Genomic DNA, 16,980 nt, shown 5'->3' with positions numbered 1-16,980 from the left:
TGCTTTATTAAGCATAGTCGCTTCAAAGCAGATTGACGGCGGCATTCCCGTGCGTGCCTGACCAGCGTAACCCGTTAAATTGTCGCAAATTTTTTAAAATCAATTTTACGATTTAATCCTGATTGATAGGTTACGCCTTTCTACTATGTAAAGAAATTGTTATTGCCGATTTTAGTAACAGGCGGAAGAAATCAATAAAATTTCACAGCGGGAATTGCATTCCTGACGCGGTTGAATATGATAATGATTATCATTAACCTAAAAAGGTGGCGATATGACGCTTACCGTCTCAGCCTGGTTACAACATAAAATCGACGAATATAAGTTTTCGGTGCGCGATATCACCGTTGACTTCTACATGGCTCAGGCAAAGCTCAACCGCACCGATTGCACTCTAGACCAACTGCGTCGCTTCAACGACACCTGCCTCGATATGGCAGAAATCTGCGAACTCAACGGCGACGATCATAGCTTTCTGCATGCCATGGGCAAGCTCCATCACCGCTTAGTGCAGGAGATGGGCAATGCCGATCGTGACCGTTTGTTTCGGATTCAGGCCTATCAACTGGCGCGCCTGTCATTAACACGTTTGTGTCATCAACTGGCGCTGAGCGGCGAGTGGGATCAAGCTACCCGCCTGCAGAGTGATTTTGTTCGCCACGCAGGCTGGATATTCTAATCCAGCTTTGTGACGACTCCTACAATTTGTTTACATCATTTCCAGTAACGCTTGCAGTGGATGACGCATGCCATTGCCTTCTGCGCGTTTTACCTGACTACGACAGGAAAAGCCGGTTGCGAGACAGCGTTGACGCGGCAGCTTTTGCAGTTGCGGATGCCAGGAAAGCTCATAAATCCCCAGTGAATTCTCCAGGTTTTCGCTTTCGTGGCCATAGGTTCCCGCCATGCCGCAACAACCGACGTTGACGTTTTCCAGCTTCGCGCCAAAGCGTGCAAAAATGCTCTGCCACTGATTCGGCGTGGAGGGCAGCGCGGTCACTTCGGTGCAGTGCGCAAACAGATACCAGGCTTCGCCGCTGGCGGTTTGTTCCGCGCGAGGAGACAAGGCGGTTTGCAGCCACTCGTGCACCAGTTGCACGCTAAACTCGCCGCGCTGATCGCCCAGCACCTGGTTGTATTCGTCGCGATAGCAAAGTACGGTCGCCGGATCGACGCCGACCATCGGCATGCCCAGTTTCGCCACGCGGTTGAGAAAATCGGCGGTTTTGCTGGCGGTACGTGCAAAGCGTTGCAGGAAGCCTTTTACATGCTGCGCCTTGCCGTTCGGTGAAAACGGCAGCAGCACCGGACGATAACCGAGTTTCTCAATCAGCTTGACGAAATCGGTCACCAGCTGCGCTTCGTAATAGCTGGTGAAAGGATCTTGTACCACCAGCACACAGTTTTCACGTTGCGCCGCATCCAGTGCTTCTAACTGCTCCAGCGTCAGGTTCATCGCTGGATGACCGCCTAACTGCTGCTTGAGGCTTGGCGATGACAGCAGTGGCAAATCCACCATGCCGATATGCGTTTTGCTCAGTTCGCGCATCCACGGCTGTTTGAGGAAGAAGTTGAACACCTTGGGCGCTTTGGCCATCAACGGCGCGTAACTCTCCACGCTAGCCACCAGATGATCGCTCATCGGACGCAGATAGCGCGTGTGATAAAGCTGCAGGAAGCGTGAACGGAAGTTCGGCACATCGATCTTGATCGGGCACTGCGTCGAACAGGCTTTACACGCCAGACAGCCCGACATCGCCTCTTTCACTTCGTGCGAGAAGTCATATTCGCCCTGATTCGCATGCCAGGTATTGCGCGTGCGCTGAATCAACGTACGCAAGCTGGCGCCCTGTTTGGGCAGCGCCTGCTCCAGCTGAACGGGATCCACGCCCTGCTCGGAGAGCAAGCGCAACCATTCACGCGTGAGTGTGGCGCGCCCTTTCGGTGAGTGAATGCGGTTGCGGGTGATTTTCATCGACGGGCACATCGGGCTACGCGCATCAAAGTTGAAGCACAAGCCGTTACCATTACACTCCATCGCGCCACGCCACTCGTTGCGTACCGTGACCGGAATCTGTCGATCGTAGGTGCCGCGTTTCACCGCATCAACCTGCATCATCGGTTCATCACTGCCCAGCGGCGTACAGATCTTGCCGGGATTCATGCGGTTATCTGGATCGAAGGCGGCTTTGATACGGCGCAATTCGTTGAACAGCGTCTCACCAAAGAATTCCGGGCTGTATTGCGCGCGGAAACCTTTGCCGTGTTCGCCCCACAATAACCCGCCGTAGCGTGCGGTCAGCGCCACCACTTCATCGGAGATCTGCTTCATCAGCAGCTCCTGCTGCGGATCGCACATATCCAGCGCCGGACGCACATGCAGCACGCCGGCATCCACGTGACCAAACATGCCGTAACTCAGGCCGTGGCTGTCAAGCAATGCGCGAAAATCGACGATGTAATCCGCCAGCTGCTCTGGCGGCACGGCGGTATCTTCGACAAACGGAATCGGCTTGGCGCGCCCTTTGGCGTTCCCCAACAGGCCAACCGCTTTTTTGCGCATATTATAGATGCGCTCAATGCCGCCTAAATCGTCACACAATTGATAGCCGATCACGCCGCCCATCTGCTGCTGCATCAGCTCATCTAAACGCTGGCACAGCGTGCTGATTTGCTGCTCAATCAGTTCGCCATCATCACCGGCAAACTCCACGATGTTGAGGCCGAGCATCTCTTTGTCTGGCACATCGGTAATTAATTCATTCACCGAATGCCAGACGATATCTTCACGCGCCAGGTTCAATACTTTCGAGTCAACGGTTTCTACCGACAGCGCTTTGGCTTCCACCATAAAAGGGGCATTACGCAGGGCCGAGTCGAAGGAGTCGTATTTGATGTTCACCAGACGGCGCACTTTCGGGATGGGCGTGATGTCGAGGCGCGCTTCAGTAATAAAGGCCAATGTGCCTTCCGCGCCGCACAGCAAACGCGTCAGATCGAAGGTCTGTAAATCATCACTGAACACATGACGCAGGTCGTAGCCGGTCAGGAAGCGATTGAGTTTGGGAAATTTCTCCAGAATCAGATCGCGCTGTTCACGACAGCGGCTTAACACCTGCTGATAAATGCGCCCTTCCGCCGTTGGCGTGTTCGCCAGTTGTTCCGCCAGTGCAGTCGGCATGGCGCGCGTATCGAGGATATCGCCGCCAAGCAGCACCGCACGCAGTCCTTCAACGTGATCGGAGGTTTTGCCATACACCAGCGATCCCTGGCCCGATGCATCAGTGTTGATCATGCCGCCAAGCGTGGCGCGGTTGCTGGTGGAAAGCTCCGGCGAGAAGAAGAAGCCATACGGCTTGAGCCACGCATTGAGCTGATCTTTCACCACACCCGCTTCGACACGCACCCAACCTTGCTCGGTGTTGATTTCCAGGATGCGGTTCATGTAGCGCGACATATCCACCACGATGCCCTGATTGAGCGACTGCCCGTTGGTGCCGGTACCGCCACCGCGTGGCGTAAACACCAGGCTGGTAAAGCGGGTTTCACCGGCGAGGCGCGCAATCAAGGCTACATCCGCCGTCGAGCGCGGAAACAGCGCCGCATCAGGCAGCAGCTGATAAATACTGTTGTCGGTGGAAAGCGAGAGGCGATCGGCATAGCTGGTAGCGGTATCGCCGGTAAAGCCTTGCTCTTTTAAGGACTGCAGGAATGTCAGCACCAGTTGAACGAGGCCCGGTGCCTGAGAAATCTGTGGGATCATTATTGAGTGACCGAGATGTTGTAAACGTTTGCGTCGTAATTTTTTTCAGCCCTTGGTTTTATCATACTTTTCTGCTGGCTGCTGTTTTTTCAGGAAAGCGCGCCGCCGTCGCTGCTTTTCCTGTTTAATTTTCAGGAAATAGATCATCATTAATCAGGGCTGTTCAGCCCCACTCTGAAGGATTCAATCGAGGTTAACCGTTGTGATGAAAGACCTGCAACGCGGTATGGATTTACCGCAAATGCTGTTTTCACTGATGTTCATTCTGATCATGATCATCGCCAGTCTGTGGGTGGTGCAGCCCTTTATTCTCGGCTTCGCCTGGGCCAGCATGGTGGTGATCGCCACCTGGCCGTTGATGATTCGTCTGCAACAGATGCTATGGGGACGCCGCTCGCTGGCGGTCATCGCCATGACCATTTTGCTATTACTGCTGTTTATTATTCCTATCGCCCTGCTGGTCAGCAGCCTGATTGATAACAGCGCGCCGGTGATTGCCTGGGCAACGCAGCGCCATCTGGTGATGCCTGACCTTGATTGGTTGCGACAGATTCCCTATGTCGGCAGAAAACTCTATTCCAGCTACCACAAATTGGTGGATGGCGGCGGCGCGGCCATGCTGAATCAGGTGCAGCCTTATATTGGTCGCACCACCGGTTTCTTCGTGGCGCAGGCCGGACACTTTGGCCGCTTTATGATGCACCTCATCGTGATGCTGCTGTTCAGCGTGTTGCTCTACTGGCGCGGTGAGCAGGTGGGCCACGGGATTCGTCATTTTGCTTATCGCATGAGCGGACGCCGTGGTGATGCCGCAGTGCTGCTGGCTGGTCAGGCGATTCGCGCCGTGGCGCTGGGCGTGGTGGTCACCGCGCTGGTGCAGGGCGTACTCGGCGGCATCGGTTTAGCCATTTCCGGCATTCCTTACGCCACGCTGTTAACCGTGCTGATGATCCTCACTTGTCTGGTGCAGCTCGGACCGCTGGTGGTGTTAGTGCCAGCGATTATCTGGCTCTACTGGAGCGGCGATACCACATGGGGCACGGTGCTGCTGGTATGGAGCTGCGTGGTCGGTACGTTGGACAGCGTGTTGCGTCCGGTATTGATTCGCATGGGCGCCGATTTACCGATGATCCTGATTCTCTCTGGCGTCATTGGCGGATTGATTGCCTTCGGTATGATCGGACTGTTTATCGGTCCGGTGGTATTGGCGGTCTCTTATCGTCTGGTTTCGGTGTGGATGCATGAAGCACCTGAACCGGATGACGATATGCAAACCGCCATCGAAGCATTGGCCGATCACGAAGAAGAACATTAAGTTATTCGTAGGGTCGCCATTTATGGCGACCTGATACACCTTAATGCCCATCCAAAAACGATACCCAAACTCTCCGTTTTACACTGGCCTTACTTTAACCCGCCTAATGCCTCAACGTCGTCACCTTGCATTCCTTACTGATAATTATTTTTTTTCATAAGCGATTTTTAAGAAAAAACGCAGTTTTAGGCGCTTTAGGTGGGATTTGCTTACGGAATGATTATTTTTGCAGCTGAAACAGCGGTCGATCACTAAGAAAATCACCACGAAAGGTTATCAGCTTTAAACTAATAAGAGGATTCTTAAAGACGCCAGCGGGCCTGATCAATAACATGTTTCCTATGTTTGGAATCAAGCTACTGATTTTTAAACAACCTTATTCCCCTGAGTAAAGTAAAGAATTGCTGTGTGTAGTCTTTGCCCATCCCCTGTGATGGGCTTTTTTTTGGCTTTTTTTCAGGCAAAACAACAAGGCCAGCAGCGCTGGCCTTGATAATTACCTTAAAGACACGTCAAATTCTCATTTGAAGCATCAAATTGCCACTTGGTTAATGTTTCGCAGCGTTGAGCTCTGCCAAACCTAACCAGGTTTCAACCACGGTATCCGGATTCAGCGACAGGCTATCAATGCCCTGCTCCATTAACCATGCCGCAAAGTCCTGATGATCCGACGGGCCCTGACCACAAATCCCGACGTATTTGCCCTGCTTTTTCGCTGCTTTGATCGACATCGACAACAGTGCTTTCACCGCATCGTTACGCTCATCAAACAGCGCGGACACCACGCCAGAGTCGCGATCAAGGCCCAGCGCCAGCTGCGTCATGTCATTTGAGCCGATGGAGAAGCCATCGAAGTGCTCGAGGAACTGTTCAGCCAGCAAGGCGTTGGACGGGATCTCACACATCATGATCACTTTCAGGCCGTTCTCGCCGCGCTTCAGACCGTTTTTCGCCAGCTCGGCGACCACCGCTTCAGCTTGATCGACGGTACGCACGAACGGAATCATGATCTCAACGTTGGTCAGTCCCATTTCGTTACGCACGCGCTTCACCGCTTCGCACTCCAGCTTGAAGCAATCGCGGAAGTTGTCAGCAACGTAACGACCGGCGCCACGGAAACCGAGCATCGGGTTCTCTTCTTCCGGCTCGTAACGCTCGCCGCCGACCAGGTTGGCGTATTCGTTGGTTTTGAAATCCGAGAGACGAACAATCACGCGTTTCGGCGCAAACGCCGCACCCAAGGTCGCAATCCCTTCGGTCAGACGGCCGATGTAAAACTCAATCGGATCATCAAAGCCTTTCATCATCTGACGAATCTGCTGCTGCAGTTCTGGCGTCTGCTGATCAAACTCCAGCAGCGCTTTCGGATGCACGCCAATCATGCGGTTAATGATGAATTCCAGACGCGCCAGGCCAACACCTTCATTCGGCAAGCAGGCGAAATCAAAGGCACGATCCGGGTTACCGATGTTCATCATAATCTTCAGCGGCAGTTCCGGCATGGTATCGACCTGCGAGCTGGTGACTTCGAAGTCCAGCAGTTCATTATAGACATAACCGGTATCGCCTTCGGCACAGGAAACCGTGACTTTGTGGCCATCTTTCAGGTGTTCGGTGGCATCGCCACAGCCCACCACCGCCGGAATGCCCAGTTCACGCGCGATGATCGCCGCGTGGCAAGTGCGACCGCCGCGATTGGTGACGATGGCCGAGGCTTTCTTCATGATCGGTTCCCAATCGGGATCGGTCATGTCGGTCACCAGCACATCGCCTTTTTCAATGCGGTGCATCTCGCTGATGTCGTGAATCACTTTAACTTCACCGGCACCGATGCGATGACCAATGGCGCGGCCCTCGACCACCACTTTGCCTTTACCCTGCAGCGTGTAACGTTCCATCACCTGACCGTTGGAGCGCACCGTTTCCGGACGCGCCTGCACGATGAACAGTTTGCCGGTGTGGCCATCTTTCGCCCACTCAATGTCCATTGGGCGTTTGTAATGCTGCTCAATCAGCACCGCCTGGCGCGCCAGCGCCTGCACTTCATCATCAGTTAAGCTGAAGCGATCGCGCTGTTCCTGCTCGACATCTTCAATGCGCACCTGCTCGCCATGCTCCTGCGAATCGGCATATACCATGCGCAACTTTTTCGAGCCCATGGTGCGGCGCACAATTGCCGGACGGTTGGCTGCCAATGTCGGTTTGTGCACGTAGAACTCGTCAGGGTTAACCGCGCCCTGCACCACCATTTCGCCCAAACCAAAGGCTGAGGTGATAAACACCACCTGATCGAAGCCTGATTCGGTATCAATGGTAAACATTACGCCTGATGAGGCGAGATCCGATCGCACCATGCGCTGAATACCGGCCGAGAGCGCTACGCCGCGATGGTCGTAACCCTGATGCACACGGTAAGAGATGGCGCGATCGTTAAATAAAGAGGCATAAACGTGCTTCACCGCGATGATCACCGCGTCATAGCCCTGCACGTTAAGGAAAGTCTCCTGCTGGCCGGCAAACGAGGCGTCGGGCATATCCTCGGCGGTGGCTGACGATCGCACCGCAAAGGAGGCGTCGGCATCATCAGCAGAGAGTTGTTCGTAGGCGCTACGAATCGCCGCTTCCAGCTCAGGCTGGAATGGCGTATCGACCACCCATTGACGAATCTGTTTACCCGCTTGCGCGAGCTCAGCAACATCATCAACATCCGTTTTATCCAGCAAATCGTAAATACGCTGGTTCAGTCCGCTTTGATCGAGGAACAGATTAAACGCATAAGATGTGGTCGCATAACCGTTTGGCACGGAAACACCCAGCGACGACAAATTCGTAATCATTTCTCCCAGGGAAGCATTCTTGCCTCCCACCCGATCAACATCATGCATGCCAAGCTGGTTGTACCAGAGCACTAGCGACTGTTGGTCTTGATTGGACATTGAGATTATCCTTTTAAATGATGTGAATACACATGGAACATTTTGCTATTCGCCAAAACAGCCTGGCACAACCGATAAATAAAGACTAAGTGTTGAATCGTTAAAGCAGGAAAAGAAAGGCAAAATCGGATTAGTACTTAGAATTAATTGAGTTGCGCAACCGGGCTATTTCACGCTAATAGATTGCTGTAGCGATATTTTTCCCTTTTTCAGGGGGTTAGCGATTGATTTTTGTTGCGCAACGGCTTCACGCTTTATTTCATGCGCGAAAAGGAAAATGCGCGAAAATAACGCATTTCAAAACAGCATTTCATCTAATATTGATTATTCGCTGATTTATCTTTGTGAGCACAATAGCGGACAATATGGATATTTCATTTTAATATTAATTAAAATGAAATATTGTCATCAATAATTTAGGCATTGATACGCAAGAGGATATTTGCACGATGAACACTGAACGCAGCGTATTTTACATTTCTGATGGCACCGCCATAACCGCCGAAGTACTGGGCCATGCGGTGTTATCTCAGTTCCCGGTGATGGCCCACAGCGTGACGCTGCCGTTTGTTGAGAATGTGCAACGCGCTCAAGCGGTTAAAGCGCAGATTAACGCGCTCTATCAGCAGAGCGGCGTGCGCCCGCTGGTGTTCTTCTCTATTGTTACGCCCGATGTACGCGAAATTATTCTCGAGAGTGAAGGCTTTTGTCAGGACATCGTGCAGGCGCTGGTGGCACCGCTACAGAGCGAGTTGGGCGTGGCGTCAATGCCGGTGGCGCACCGCACACACGGTTTAACTGCCAGCAACCTCGGCAAATATGACGCGCGTATCGCGGCCATCGATTATACCCTCGCGCATGATGACGGCATTTCTTTGCGCGGTTTGGAAGATGCGCAGGTAATTCTGCTCGGCGTTTCTCGCTGCGGGAAAACGCCCACCAGCTTGTATTTAGCGATGCAGTTTGGCGTGCGCGCCGCTAACTATCCGTTTATTGCCGATGATATGGATAACCTGAAACTGCCGCCGGCGCTGCGTGCACATCAGCATAAGCTGTTTGGGTTGACCATCGATCCTGAACGTCTGGCGGCGATTCGCCAGGAACGCGCGGAAAATACCCGTTACGCCTCGCTGCGCCAATGCCGTCTCGAGGTGGGCGAAGTGGAAGCGCTGTTCCGCACCAATCAGATTCGTTATCTCAACAGCACCAATTATTCGGTGGAGGAGATCGCCACCAAAATCCTCGACATCATGGGCCTGAACCGCAACATGTATTAGGTATTGCTGGCGGTCGCCATAAATGGCGCCCCTACAAAAACCGCACAACACATTCGTAGGGTCGCCATTTATGGCGACCTCGTTACTACATTCCTGACCTGTATTTGAATCGTAAAGCCACGCTTCCGTCTAATTTGAAGACCTTTGTTTTTAGCAGGTTGAATTCGCAGGCTATTAGTTTATTGTGACCATCATCACTTCCCGGTATTTCACCGCTGCGAAGAAAAAATTTTTGAGAATCCCAATGAACAAGACTGATGAACTGCGTACCGCGCGCATCGGTAGCCTGTTAACTCCGGCTGCGCTCGCGCATGAACACCCTATTTCGGCAGAGATTGCCGCCAACGTCACGGCTTCCCGTCAACGCATCGCGCGCATTCTGACCGGCGAAGATCCGCGTCTTTTAGTGATTATTGGCCCTTGCTCGCTGCACGATCCTAAAGCGGCGATTGAGTATGCTGAACGTCTGAACGTGCTGCGCGAGCGCCATAAAGATCGTCTGGAAATTGTCATGCGCGCCTATTTTGAAAAACCGCGCACCGTGATTGGCTGGAAAGGCCTGATTTCCGATCCGGATCTGGATGGTAGCTATGATGTCAATCGCGGCATCGCCATCGCGCGCAAACTGCTGCTGGATATCAACGCGCTCGGCATGCCAACCGCCACCGAATTCCTCGATATGGTGATCGGCCAGTTTATTGCCGACCTGATCAGCTGGGGCGCAATTGGCGCGCGAACCACTGAAAGCCAGATCCACCGTGAGATGGCATCGGCGCTCTCCTGCCCGGTCGGTTTCAAGAACGGCACCGACGGCAACGTGCAGATTGCGGTTGATGCGATTCGCGCCGCGCGCGCCAGCCACATGTTCCTGTCACCGGATAAAAACGGTCAGATGACCATTTATCAAACCAGCGGTAATCCGCATGGTCACGTGATCCTGCGCGGCGGTCGTCAGCCCAACTATCACGCCGAAGATGTGGCGGCAGCGGCGGCCAATCTGCGCGACTTCAATCTGCCGGAGCAACTGGTGATCGACTTCAGCCACGGCAACTGCCTGAAGCAGCACGGTCGTCAGCGTGATGTTGCCGATGACGTGACGGCGCAAATTCGTGCCGGATCGCGCGCGGTCGCGGGTGTGATGATCGAGAGTTTCCTGCAGGAAGGGAATCAGAAAGTGGTGAGCGGTGAAGCGCTAACCTACGGCCAATCGATCACCGACCCGTGCCTCGGCTGGGAAGACAGCGCTGAGGTGCTGGCGAAACTGGCTGCCGCTGTCGACAGCCGTTTTTAACTGACGCTTAGCTGGAACAACTCACTTCCAGCGTTTTGCCCCACTCTGGTGGCCGTTGGCGCAACTCGGCGCTGACGGCCGCATCGCTAAACGGCTGCTGTAACGCGCTATGCAGTTTAGCTAACGCCGTGGTCTCGCCGTTTTCTACCTCTTCAATCACCTGCTGCGCCAGATAGTTGCGCAATACTAGCGCCGGATTGGCCGCCTTCATCACCGCCTGACGCTGCGCATCGCTGGCGTGGTCTTGCAACAGCCGCTGGCGATAATCGCTGTACCAGCGATCAAAAGCGTCACGATCGATAAACTCATCCCGCAACGGCGAACGGCTTTCATCTTGCTGCGTGTCGCTTAGCATGCGGAAGGTCAGCGTGTAATCACTGCGTTCCGCCGTCATCATCGCCAGCAAGCCGGTCAGAAGCGTGTTGTCATTGGCATCCGCCGTCAGCAAGCCGAGTTTGGCACGCATTTTCTCGCCCCAGACGCGCATCAGCTCGTTTTCATAGTGGCCGAGCGCCTGTTTAAGCTGCTCGGTGGTCATTAAGCCCGACAAGGCGTGCGCCAGGCGATTAAGGTTCCACAGGCCAATCATCGGCTGATTTTCGAAGGCGTAGCGGCCCTGATAATCACTGTGATTGCAGATGTAATCCGGCTGATAGTCGTCGAGGAAACCGTACGGACCGTAATCCAGCGTTAAGCCCAGAATCGACATGTTATCGGTGTTCATCACGCCGTGCGCAAAGCCCACGCTTTGCCAATGGGCGATCAGGCTGGCGGTGCGTTTGACGATATCGGTGAACCACAGCAGATAACGGTCCGCTTCCTCTTTTAGCTGCGGCCAGTGATGGCGAATAGCGTAATCCGCCAGCTGGCGCACTTTGTCTTGTTCACCGCCGTAATAGAAATGCTCAAAATGGCCGAAACGCAGATGGCTGTCGGCAATGCGCATCAGCATCGCACCGCGTTCCTGGGTTTCGCGCAGCACCGGTTCATCGCCAATGGCGAGCGCCAGTGCGCGCGTGGTGGGAATGCCAAGATGATGCAGCGCTTCGGACGCGAGGAATTCGCGTACGCTGGAGCGGATCACCGCGCGACCGTCGCCCATGCGCGAATACGGGGTCAAACCGGCGCCTTTTAAGTGCCAGTCGAGCTTACGCCCATTCGTCAGCTGCTGTTCACCCAGCAGAATGCCGCGCCCATCGCCCAGTTGTCCCGCCCAGACGCCAAACTGGTGGCCGCTATACACCTGCGCCAGCGGCGACATGCCGGGCAACAGTTCGCGCCCTGACCACACGCCATGCCCGTTGCCGGCGAACAGTGCATTGTCTAAACCCATCTCTTGTGCCAACGGCGCATTGTGATAAAACAGCCGTCCACCTGCCAATGGCGTTGGGTCCAGCGCGGTGTAGAATCCGGCTAATTCTTGCTGCCAGCTATTGGTAAATTGCATCGACACTCCGGAAGGTGCGCTTAACGAAGGCACCCGCATTGAGTTTTAAGATAACCAGGATTGTAACGCCGACGCGGCGCGGAAGACAGGCGAAAGGATTACTGCTGCGAAGGCGTGTGTAAATTCAGATCGGAATAGATGAGATCGCTAAGACGTTCAGCTTTAACCACCGGGAACAGGCTGAACTGCACCTGCGCACCACTCAACGTGCTCATCTTTTCCATCATTTGGTTATCGTCAATACCACAAATAATGATCTGCTCCGCAAAATCAGAAAAATTATTGATAACCGTCTGAATAAAAGGCGTAAACGAGGCACGTTTTGCCAGGTTCTGAATAAAGACTTTATCCAGTTTTAACACGCTAAACAGATTATCGTAGACCGCCGTTGCCGGTGCTTTTCCTGCACCAAATTGTGAAAGCGATAAACGAAATTCACTTTGCAATGCGGCGAGCAATGGATGGGATTTACCCAAAGATAATTGCGGAAACGTTTCGCTGATATCCAAAGCAATAAAAGGAATTTGTCGGAATTTCCTTAACAGAAATTCGCTGGCCAAAAGTGTATTGGCCATGGAATCATCGATACGTACCAACGCGGTAATTTGATTAACCTCAAAAAAGTCGCGGTACTTTTCCAGCAATGAAAGCTGGCTTTGCAGCAAACGTAATTGCTGCGCATCGTCCAATTGTGGCAATAGCAAATCCTGCGGCAGCGTAATAGGTGCGCTGTCGTGGACAAATTGCGTCACCAGCTCGACCGCAGTCAGCTGGCCCGCCAGAGAGTAAACTGGATAAAACCAGGTTTCCGACTGATAGTCGGCAGACAAATGGACTTTCATTTTTCAAGCCAGAAGCAATGGCAATTGGCGCATCGTATATCAACGAATACCACCAGGCAATAGGACCAAACGTTTGAAGAGGTGCCGTTTTAGGTCTTATTACGCCGATTTAAGCCGCAAATAATACTTAAGCCAAATAAGCCGGGGTTAATATCCATACCAATTAAATAAATTTAGCTTTATTAATAGTATTAAATCGATGGCGGGTAAAGTGCCATTCTAAATGATAGTTAAATATCGGCACGATTCGGAATTAATTCAGGGTGAGATAACCTTTCTTTTTCCGCGTCTTTATTAAGCGATATAAGCACTATTTAGATGCGACGCGCCTGCCAAAATACTTTGCGCCAGTAAACGTTATCCAGCGAAGAGCGGATCACACCCTGGCTGGTCGAGGCGTGAATAAAGGTGTTGTCGGTATCGTAAATACCCACGTGTAAACCGTTTTCTCCACTGCCGGTTTTGAAGAACACCAGATCGCCAGGCAGCAGATCGCCTTTGTCGATGCGCGTACCAATGTCAGTTTGGTCAATGGTCGAGCGCGGCAATTGCATCTCAAATTTATCGCGGAAGGTCAGGTAGACGAAGCCGGAACAGTCCACGCCACCGCGGCTTAACCCGCCGTAGCGATACGGTGTTCCGCGCCAGCGGCTCAGCTGATCGTTAAGTTGGGCAATCACGGTGATGGAATCAGACAGGCGACCATTAGGCGGCGGCGCATGGTGGCTACAGCCCGCCAGCAACAGTGCCAAAATCAAAATTGTCAGCCGCATCAGCCTTTTCCTCTCTCCCTCGTCCGGCTGACACTTTAGCGGCAAAGCGCCACGGCACGCAATCCTCTGTCAGGGAATAAACAGTAGCGGGCCTTGTGCAGTATCGATTTGTTCAAACGGGGTTTGGTAAAGCGGCGCTAATTGCGCAGCGGTCAGCACCTCGCGGGCGCGGCCCTGACGTACCACCGAGCCTTGATGCATTAGCCACACGCGATCGGCGTGACGCAGGCTGTGATTGAGGTCGTGCCCGCTGGCAACAATTGCCAGGCCGCTACGGCACAGTTCGGCCAGCAACTTATCAACTACGCGCTGTTGCGCCACGTCGAGAGCGCTCATCGGCTCATCCAGCAGCAGCAGTTTGCCGCGAGGATTGATCGCCGGATGTACCTGTAACACCACGGCAGCCAGCCGCACACGTTGCCATTCACCGCCAGAAAGCTGCGTCAGGCTGCGCGTCAGCTTATCCTGCAGAGCTAACTGCGCGAACACATCCAGTAAAACGCGGTCCGTTTCTGCCGTTTGGGCGGAGATATGCATGCGTAAGTAATGCCACACCGGCATTGGTCCCGGCGCCATCTGCTGCTGCGGCAGCCAGCCGCGCAACTGAGCCAATGCCGCACCGTTTAACGTGGACAGCGGCGCGCCATCCAGCAGAATCCGGCCCTGACTCGGCAACAAACCGGACAGCACGTTGAGCAAGGTACTTTTGCCCGCACCGTTCGGCCCCACCAGATGTACTAACTCACCGGCGTTAACGCTAAGTTCAACGGGAGCCAGCCGCCCTGCGACGCTGACTCCCTGACACTGCAATAGCATTTACTCGGCCAGCGCCTGCTCTACACTTTTCAGGATGATGGGATCGTCCGGCGTCATATCCGGTGAGAAGCGCGCAATCACTTTGCCCTGCTTATTAATAAGGAACTTCTCGAAGTTCCACAGGATATCGCCTGGCGCTTTCGGCGCGCGGCCTTTGCTCTCCATGCGCTCAAGGAAACCGCTGCCTTCCGGGCGTTGCGCCACTGGCTGCGCCGCCGTCAGCTGCGCATAGAGCGGATGACGATGCTCGCCGTTGACGTCAGTTTTATCGAACATCGGGAAAGTCACGCCGTAGGTGGTGCTGCAGAAGGTTTTGATCTCTTCGTTGCTGCCCGGCTCTTGCTCGAGGAACTGATTGCACGGGAAGCCCAGCACGCTGAAGTTCTTATCCTGCCAGGCTTTCTGCAGCGATTCTAACTGCTCGTACTGCGCCGTCAGGCCGCATTTTGATGCCACGTTCACCACCAGCAGCACCTTGCCTTCAAAGGCGGCCAGCGAGGTTTTTTCACCGTCCAGCGTCACCAGTTCTGTTTGATAAATGCTCATAGTCGATTCCTATTGTTGATAACAAGTTGCCAGCCAAAGCTAGCGCGAAGACTTCACTAATAACACGATAAACAGCGGCGCGCCGAGCGTGGCGGTTACCACGCCAATCGGCAGTTCGGCGGAGGTTAATACCAGCCGCGCAATAATATCCGCGCCCAGCAGCACTGCGGCACCGGCTAAAGCCGCCGCAGGCAACAAATAACGATGATCGCTGAAACCGCTGAGACGCAACAAATGCGGGATAACCAGACCGACAAAGCCGATTGCCCCCGCCATCGCCACGCTCACGCCCACCAGCCAGCCCATCGCCAGCACCAGCAGGTTGCGCCACAGCAGCAGCGGTAATCCGAGCTGACGCGCCGAGGTTTCGCCCAGCGCCAGCAAATTCAGCGTGCGCGCGGTGGCGATCAGCAGCAGCGTAACCGGCAGCAGCGCCAGCATCATCCAGCCATAGCGCCAGTCGATGCCGCTAAAACCGCCCATCATCCAGTACATCAGCTGGCGCAGATCGAGACTGGTGCTAAAGTACACCGCCCATGTCATGATGGCGCTACAGATAATGCCTAGCGCCACGCCGGTCAACAGTAAGCGGCTTACCGACAGTTGTTTGTGGGCGAAGTGCAGCAGAATCAGGGTGATCAGCAGTGCACCGGCCATTGCCGCCAGCGCTAAGCTCCATAACGAACCGTTGCCAAGCATCACGCCCAATACCAGACCAATTCCTGCCCCATTCGACACACCCAACAAGCCTGGTTCCGCCAGCGGATTATTGAACAGCGCCTGCATCACCACGCCGCACACTGCCAGCGCCGCACCCACCAGCAACACCGCCAGCGTACGCGGCATGCGCAGCTGCCAGACGAACAGATCGCCTTGCGCCGAAAACCATTGTGTTGGGGAGATCCAGCTGTCACCGGCCGACAGGCTAAGCCCAATGAGCAGCAACAGCAGCGCACTGAGTGTGATGAGCCAGCGCTGGCTGCGGCGGTTTGCCTGAGAAGCAAGCTGATCCAGCAGAGTCATAGATAAGATTGGCTGAGAAAACAGAGATTTGATTGTAGTGGGATTACAGCAAAAAGAAAGCGGCGCTGTGGAGGCGCCGCTGGAGAAGCATTACTGATGCGGGGGAAGCGGCTGACCGTGATTATCACGCTTCTGCTGATTATCATGCTGGTCGTGATGCTGCGGTTGCGGCTGTCGCTGTGGCTGACGTTTGTCATCCCGATGCGGCCCATTGCCCGGATGCTGCGCCTGCCAGCCGTTACCGTTCCAGTAACCGTGCGGACCTTTGGTGCCAATACGCTGGTTATGGTGCTGTTTCCACCACGTTGGCGCACGCCAGTCGTAACCATCCCAATAGTAGCCACGCTTATCCTGATCGCCTATATGAATCGAAACGCCCGGCGTGTTGATGTTGACGGAAACATTGGCGTTAGCCAGCAGCGGCATGCCTAACAGGATGCTTAATAAAAGTGCTGTCTTTTTCATTATTCAAACCATTTGCTATGTGATGGCGCTGTTATAGCAAAAGTGTTGACGCTGTCACTATCGGTGAGGACCGATTTTCCGGATACTTACGAAATCCTTACAGCGTGGATAAATCATGTAGAACGACCAAATTTAAGGCAAAAAAAAGGCCGCTAGGCGGCCTTTTTGTCGTACTGAAATTAGTCAGCATCCTTGGGTGTCGCGTTCTCGACGCGACTTTTCAACTTCTGTCCCGGACGGAATGTCACCACTCGGCGCGCGGTGATAGGAATATCTTCCCCCGTCTTCGGGTTACGGCCCGGACGCTGGTTTTTGTCACGCAGATCAAAATTACCAAATCCGGACAGTTTTACCTGTTCTCCGTTTTCCAACGCGCGGCGAACCTCTTCAAAAAAAAGTTCTACCAACTCTTTGGCATCGCGTTTGCTCAACCCGAGTTTTTCAAACAGGTACTCTGACATTTCAGCTTTTGTAAGCGCCATAGGT

Annotated in this window: 14 protein-coding genes and 1 other RNA gene; 5 read left to right on the top strand and 10 right to left on the bottom strand. The window is 53.8% G+C overall.

Annotated features, from left to right (window positions below; all coding sequences use genetic code 11):
- Nucleotides 1–274 precede the first annotated feature (274 nt).
- On the top strand, nucleotides 275–679 hold the full coding sequence (locus NQH49_RS08590; RefSeq protein ID WP_008102969.1) for a hypothetical protein: 405 nt from the start codon (nucleotides 275–277) through the stop codon (nucleotides 677–679).
- 30 nt (nucleotides 680–709) lie between these two features.
- Here NQH49_RS08590 and ydiJ read toward each other — a convergent pair whose 3' ends face one another.
- The gene (gene ydiJ, locus NQH49_RS08585; RefSeq protein WP_256696325.1) at nucleotides 710–3,763 is read right to left on the bottom strand and encodes a D-2-hydroxyglutarate dehydrogenase YdiJ; all 3,054 of its coding nucleotides are present in this window, start codon (nucleotides 3,761–3,763) and stop codon (nucleotides 710–712) included.
- Between the two features lie 205 nt (nucleotides 3,764–3,968).
- On the opposite strand from ydiJ, the gene ydiK reads away from it, so the two are divergent.
- Nucleotides 3,969–5,078, top strand: coding sequence for an AI-2E family transporter YdiK (ydiK, locus tag NQH49_RS08580; protein WP_256696324.1), 1,110 nt, complete (start codon nucleotides 3,969–3,971; stop codon nucleotides 5,076–5,078).
- Between the two features lie 341 nt (nucleotides 5,079–5,419).
- An RNA gene (gene rprA, locus NQH49_RS08575) (antisense sRNA RprA) lies at nucleotides 5,420–5,527 on the top strand.
- A 99-nt stretch (nucleotides 5,528–5,626) separates the two neighbouring features.
- Here rprA and ppsA read toward each other — a convergent pair.
- Entirely contained in the window at nucleotides 5,627–8,014 is a 2,388-nt protein-coding gene (ppsA, locus tag NQH49_RS08570; protein WP_256696323.1) for a phosphoenolpyruvate synthase, read from the bottom strand.
- Nucleotides 8,015–8,463: 449 nt separating this feature from the next.
- Between ppsA and ppsR the strand changes: the two genes are divergently transcribed.
- Entirely contained in the window at nucleotides 8,464–9,291 is an 828-nt protein-coding gene (gene ppsR / locus NQH49_RS08565) for a posphoenolpyruvate synthetase regulatory kinase/phosphorylase PpsR (protein ID WP_008102960.1), read from the top strand.
- A gap of 244 nt (nucleotides 9,292–9,535) precedes the next feature.
- A complete protein-coding gene (locus tag NQH49_RS08560) occupies nucleotides 9,536–10,582 on the top strand; it encodes a 3-deoxy-7-phosphoheptulonate synthase (RefSeq protein WP_256696322.1) in 1,047 nt (348 codons plus the stop codon).
- A gap of 7 nt (nucleotides 10,583–10,589) precedes the next feature.
- Here NQH49_RS08560 and NQH49_RS08555 read toward each other — a convergent pair whose 3' ends face one another.
- The 8 genes from NQH49_RS08555 to ihfA all read right to left on the bottom strand — a co-directional run bounded on the left by NQH49_RS08555 (nucleotide 10,590) and on the right by ihfA (nucleotide 16,976).
- Nucleotides 10,590–12,029, bottom strand: coding sequence for a protein adenylyltransferase SelO (locus tag NQH49_RS08555; RefSeq protein ID WP_256696321.1), 1,440 nt, complete (start codon nucleotides 12,027–12,029; stop codon nucleotides 10,590–10,592).
- Between the two features lie 98 nt (nucleotides 12,030–12,127).
- Complete coding sequence (locus NQH49_RS08550; RefSeq protein WP_256696320.1) at nucleotides 12,128–12,871, bottom strand: EAL domain-containing protein; 744 nt, start codon at nucleotides 12,869–12,871, stop codon at nucleotides 12,128–12,130.
- 314 nt (nucleotides 12,872–13,185) lie between these two features.
- Nucleotides 13,186–13,644: an NlpC/P60 family protein gene (locus tag NQH49_RS08545; RefSeq protein WP_008102952.1), complete on the bottom strand. Its 459-nt coding sequence runs from the start codon at nucleotides 13,642–13,644 to the stop codon at nucleotides 13,186–13,188.
- A 69-nt stretch (nucleotides 13,645–13,713) separates the two neighbouring features.
- The gene (gene btuD / locus NQH49_RS08540) at nucleotides 13,714–14,454 is read right to left on the bottom strand and encodes a vitamin B12 ABC transporter ATP-binding protein BtuD (RefSeq protein WP_407947108.1); all 741 of its coding nucleotides are present in this window, start codon (nucleotides 14,452–14,454) and stop codon (nucleotides 13,714–13,716) included.
- Nucleotides 14,455–14,460: 6 nt separating this feature from the next.
- Complete coding sequence (locus NQH49_RS08535; RefSeq protein WP_256696318.1) at nucleotides 14,461–15,006, bottom strand: glutathione peroxidase; 546 nt, start codon at nucleotides 15,004–15,006, stop codon at nucleotides 14,461–14,463.
- Between the two features lie 39 nt (nucleotides 15,007–15,045).
- Nucleotides 15,046–16,029, bottom strand: a complete 984-nt coding sequence (gene btuC / locus NQH49_RS08530) for a vitamin B12 ABC transporter permease BtuC (RefSeq protein WP_256696317.1) — start codon at nucleotides 16,027–16,029, stop codon at nucleotides 15,046–15,048.
- Nucleotides 16,030–16,119: 90 nt separating this feature from the next.
- The gene (locus NQH49_RS08525; RefSeq protein WP_256696316.1) at nucleotides 16,120–16,494 is read right to left on the bottom strand and encodes a DUF2502 domain-containing protein; all 375 of its coding nucleotides are present in this window, start codon (nucleotides 16,492–16,494) and stop codon (nucleotides 16,120–16,122) included.
- 179 nt (nucleotides 16,495–16,673) lie between these two features.
- Nucleotides 16,674–16,976: an integration host factor subunit alpha gene (gene ihfA / locus NQH49_RS08520; RefSeq protein WP_007892687.1), complete on the bottom strand. Its 303-nt coding sequence runs from the start codon at nucleotides 16,974–16,976 to the stop codon at nucleotides 16,674–16,676.
- Nucleotides 16,977–16,980: the final 4 nt, after the last annotated feature.

This window comes from Pantoea trifolii, from assembly GCF_024506435.1.
Classification (GTDB): domain Bacteria; phylum Pseudomonadota; class Gammaproteobacteria; order Enterobacterales; family Enterobacteriaceae; genus Pantoea; species Pantoea trifolii.
The sequence above is the reverse complement of the archived record's forward strand: the minus strand, read 5'-3'. Positions and strand labels throughout refer to the sequence as shown.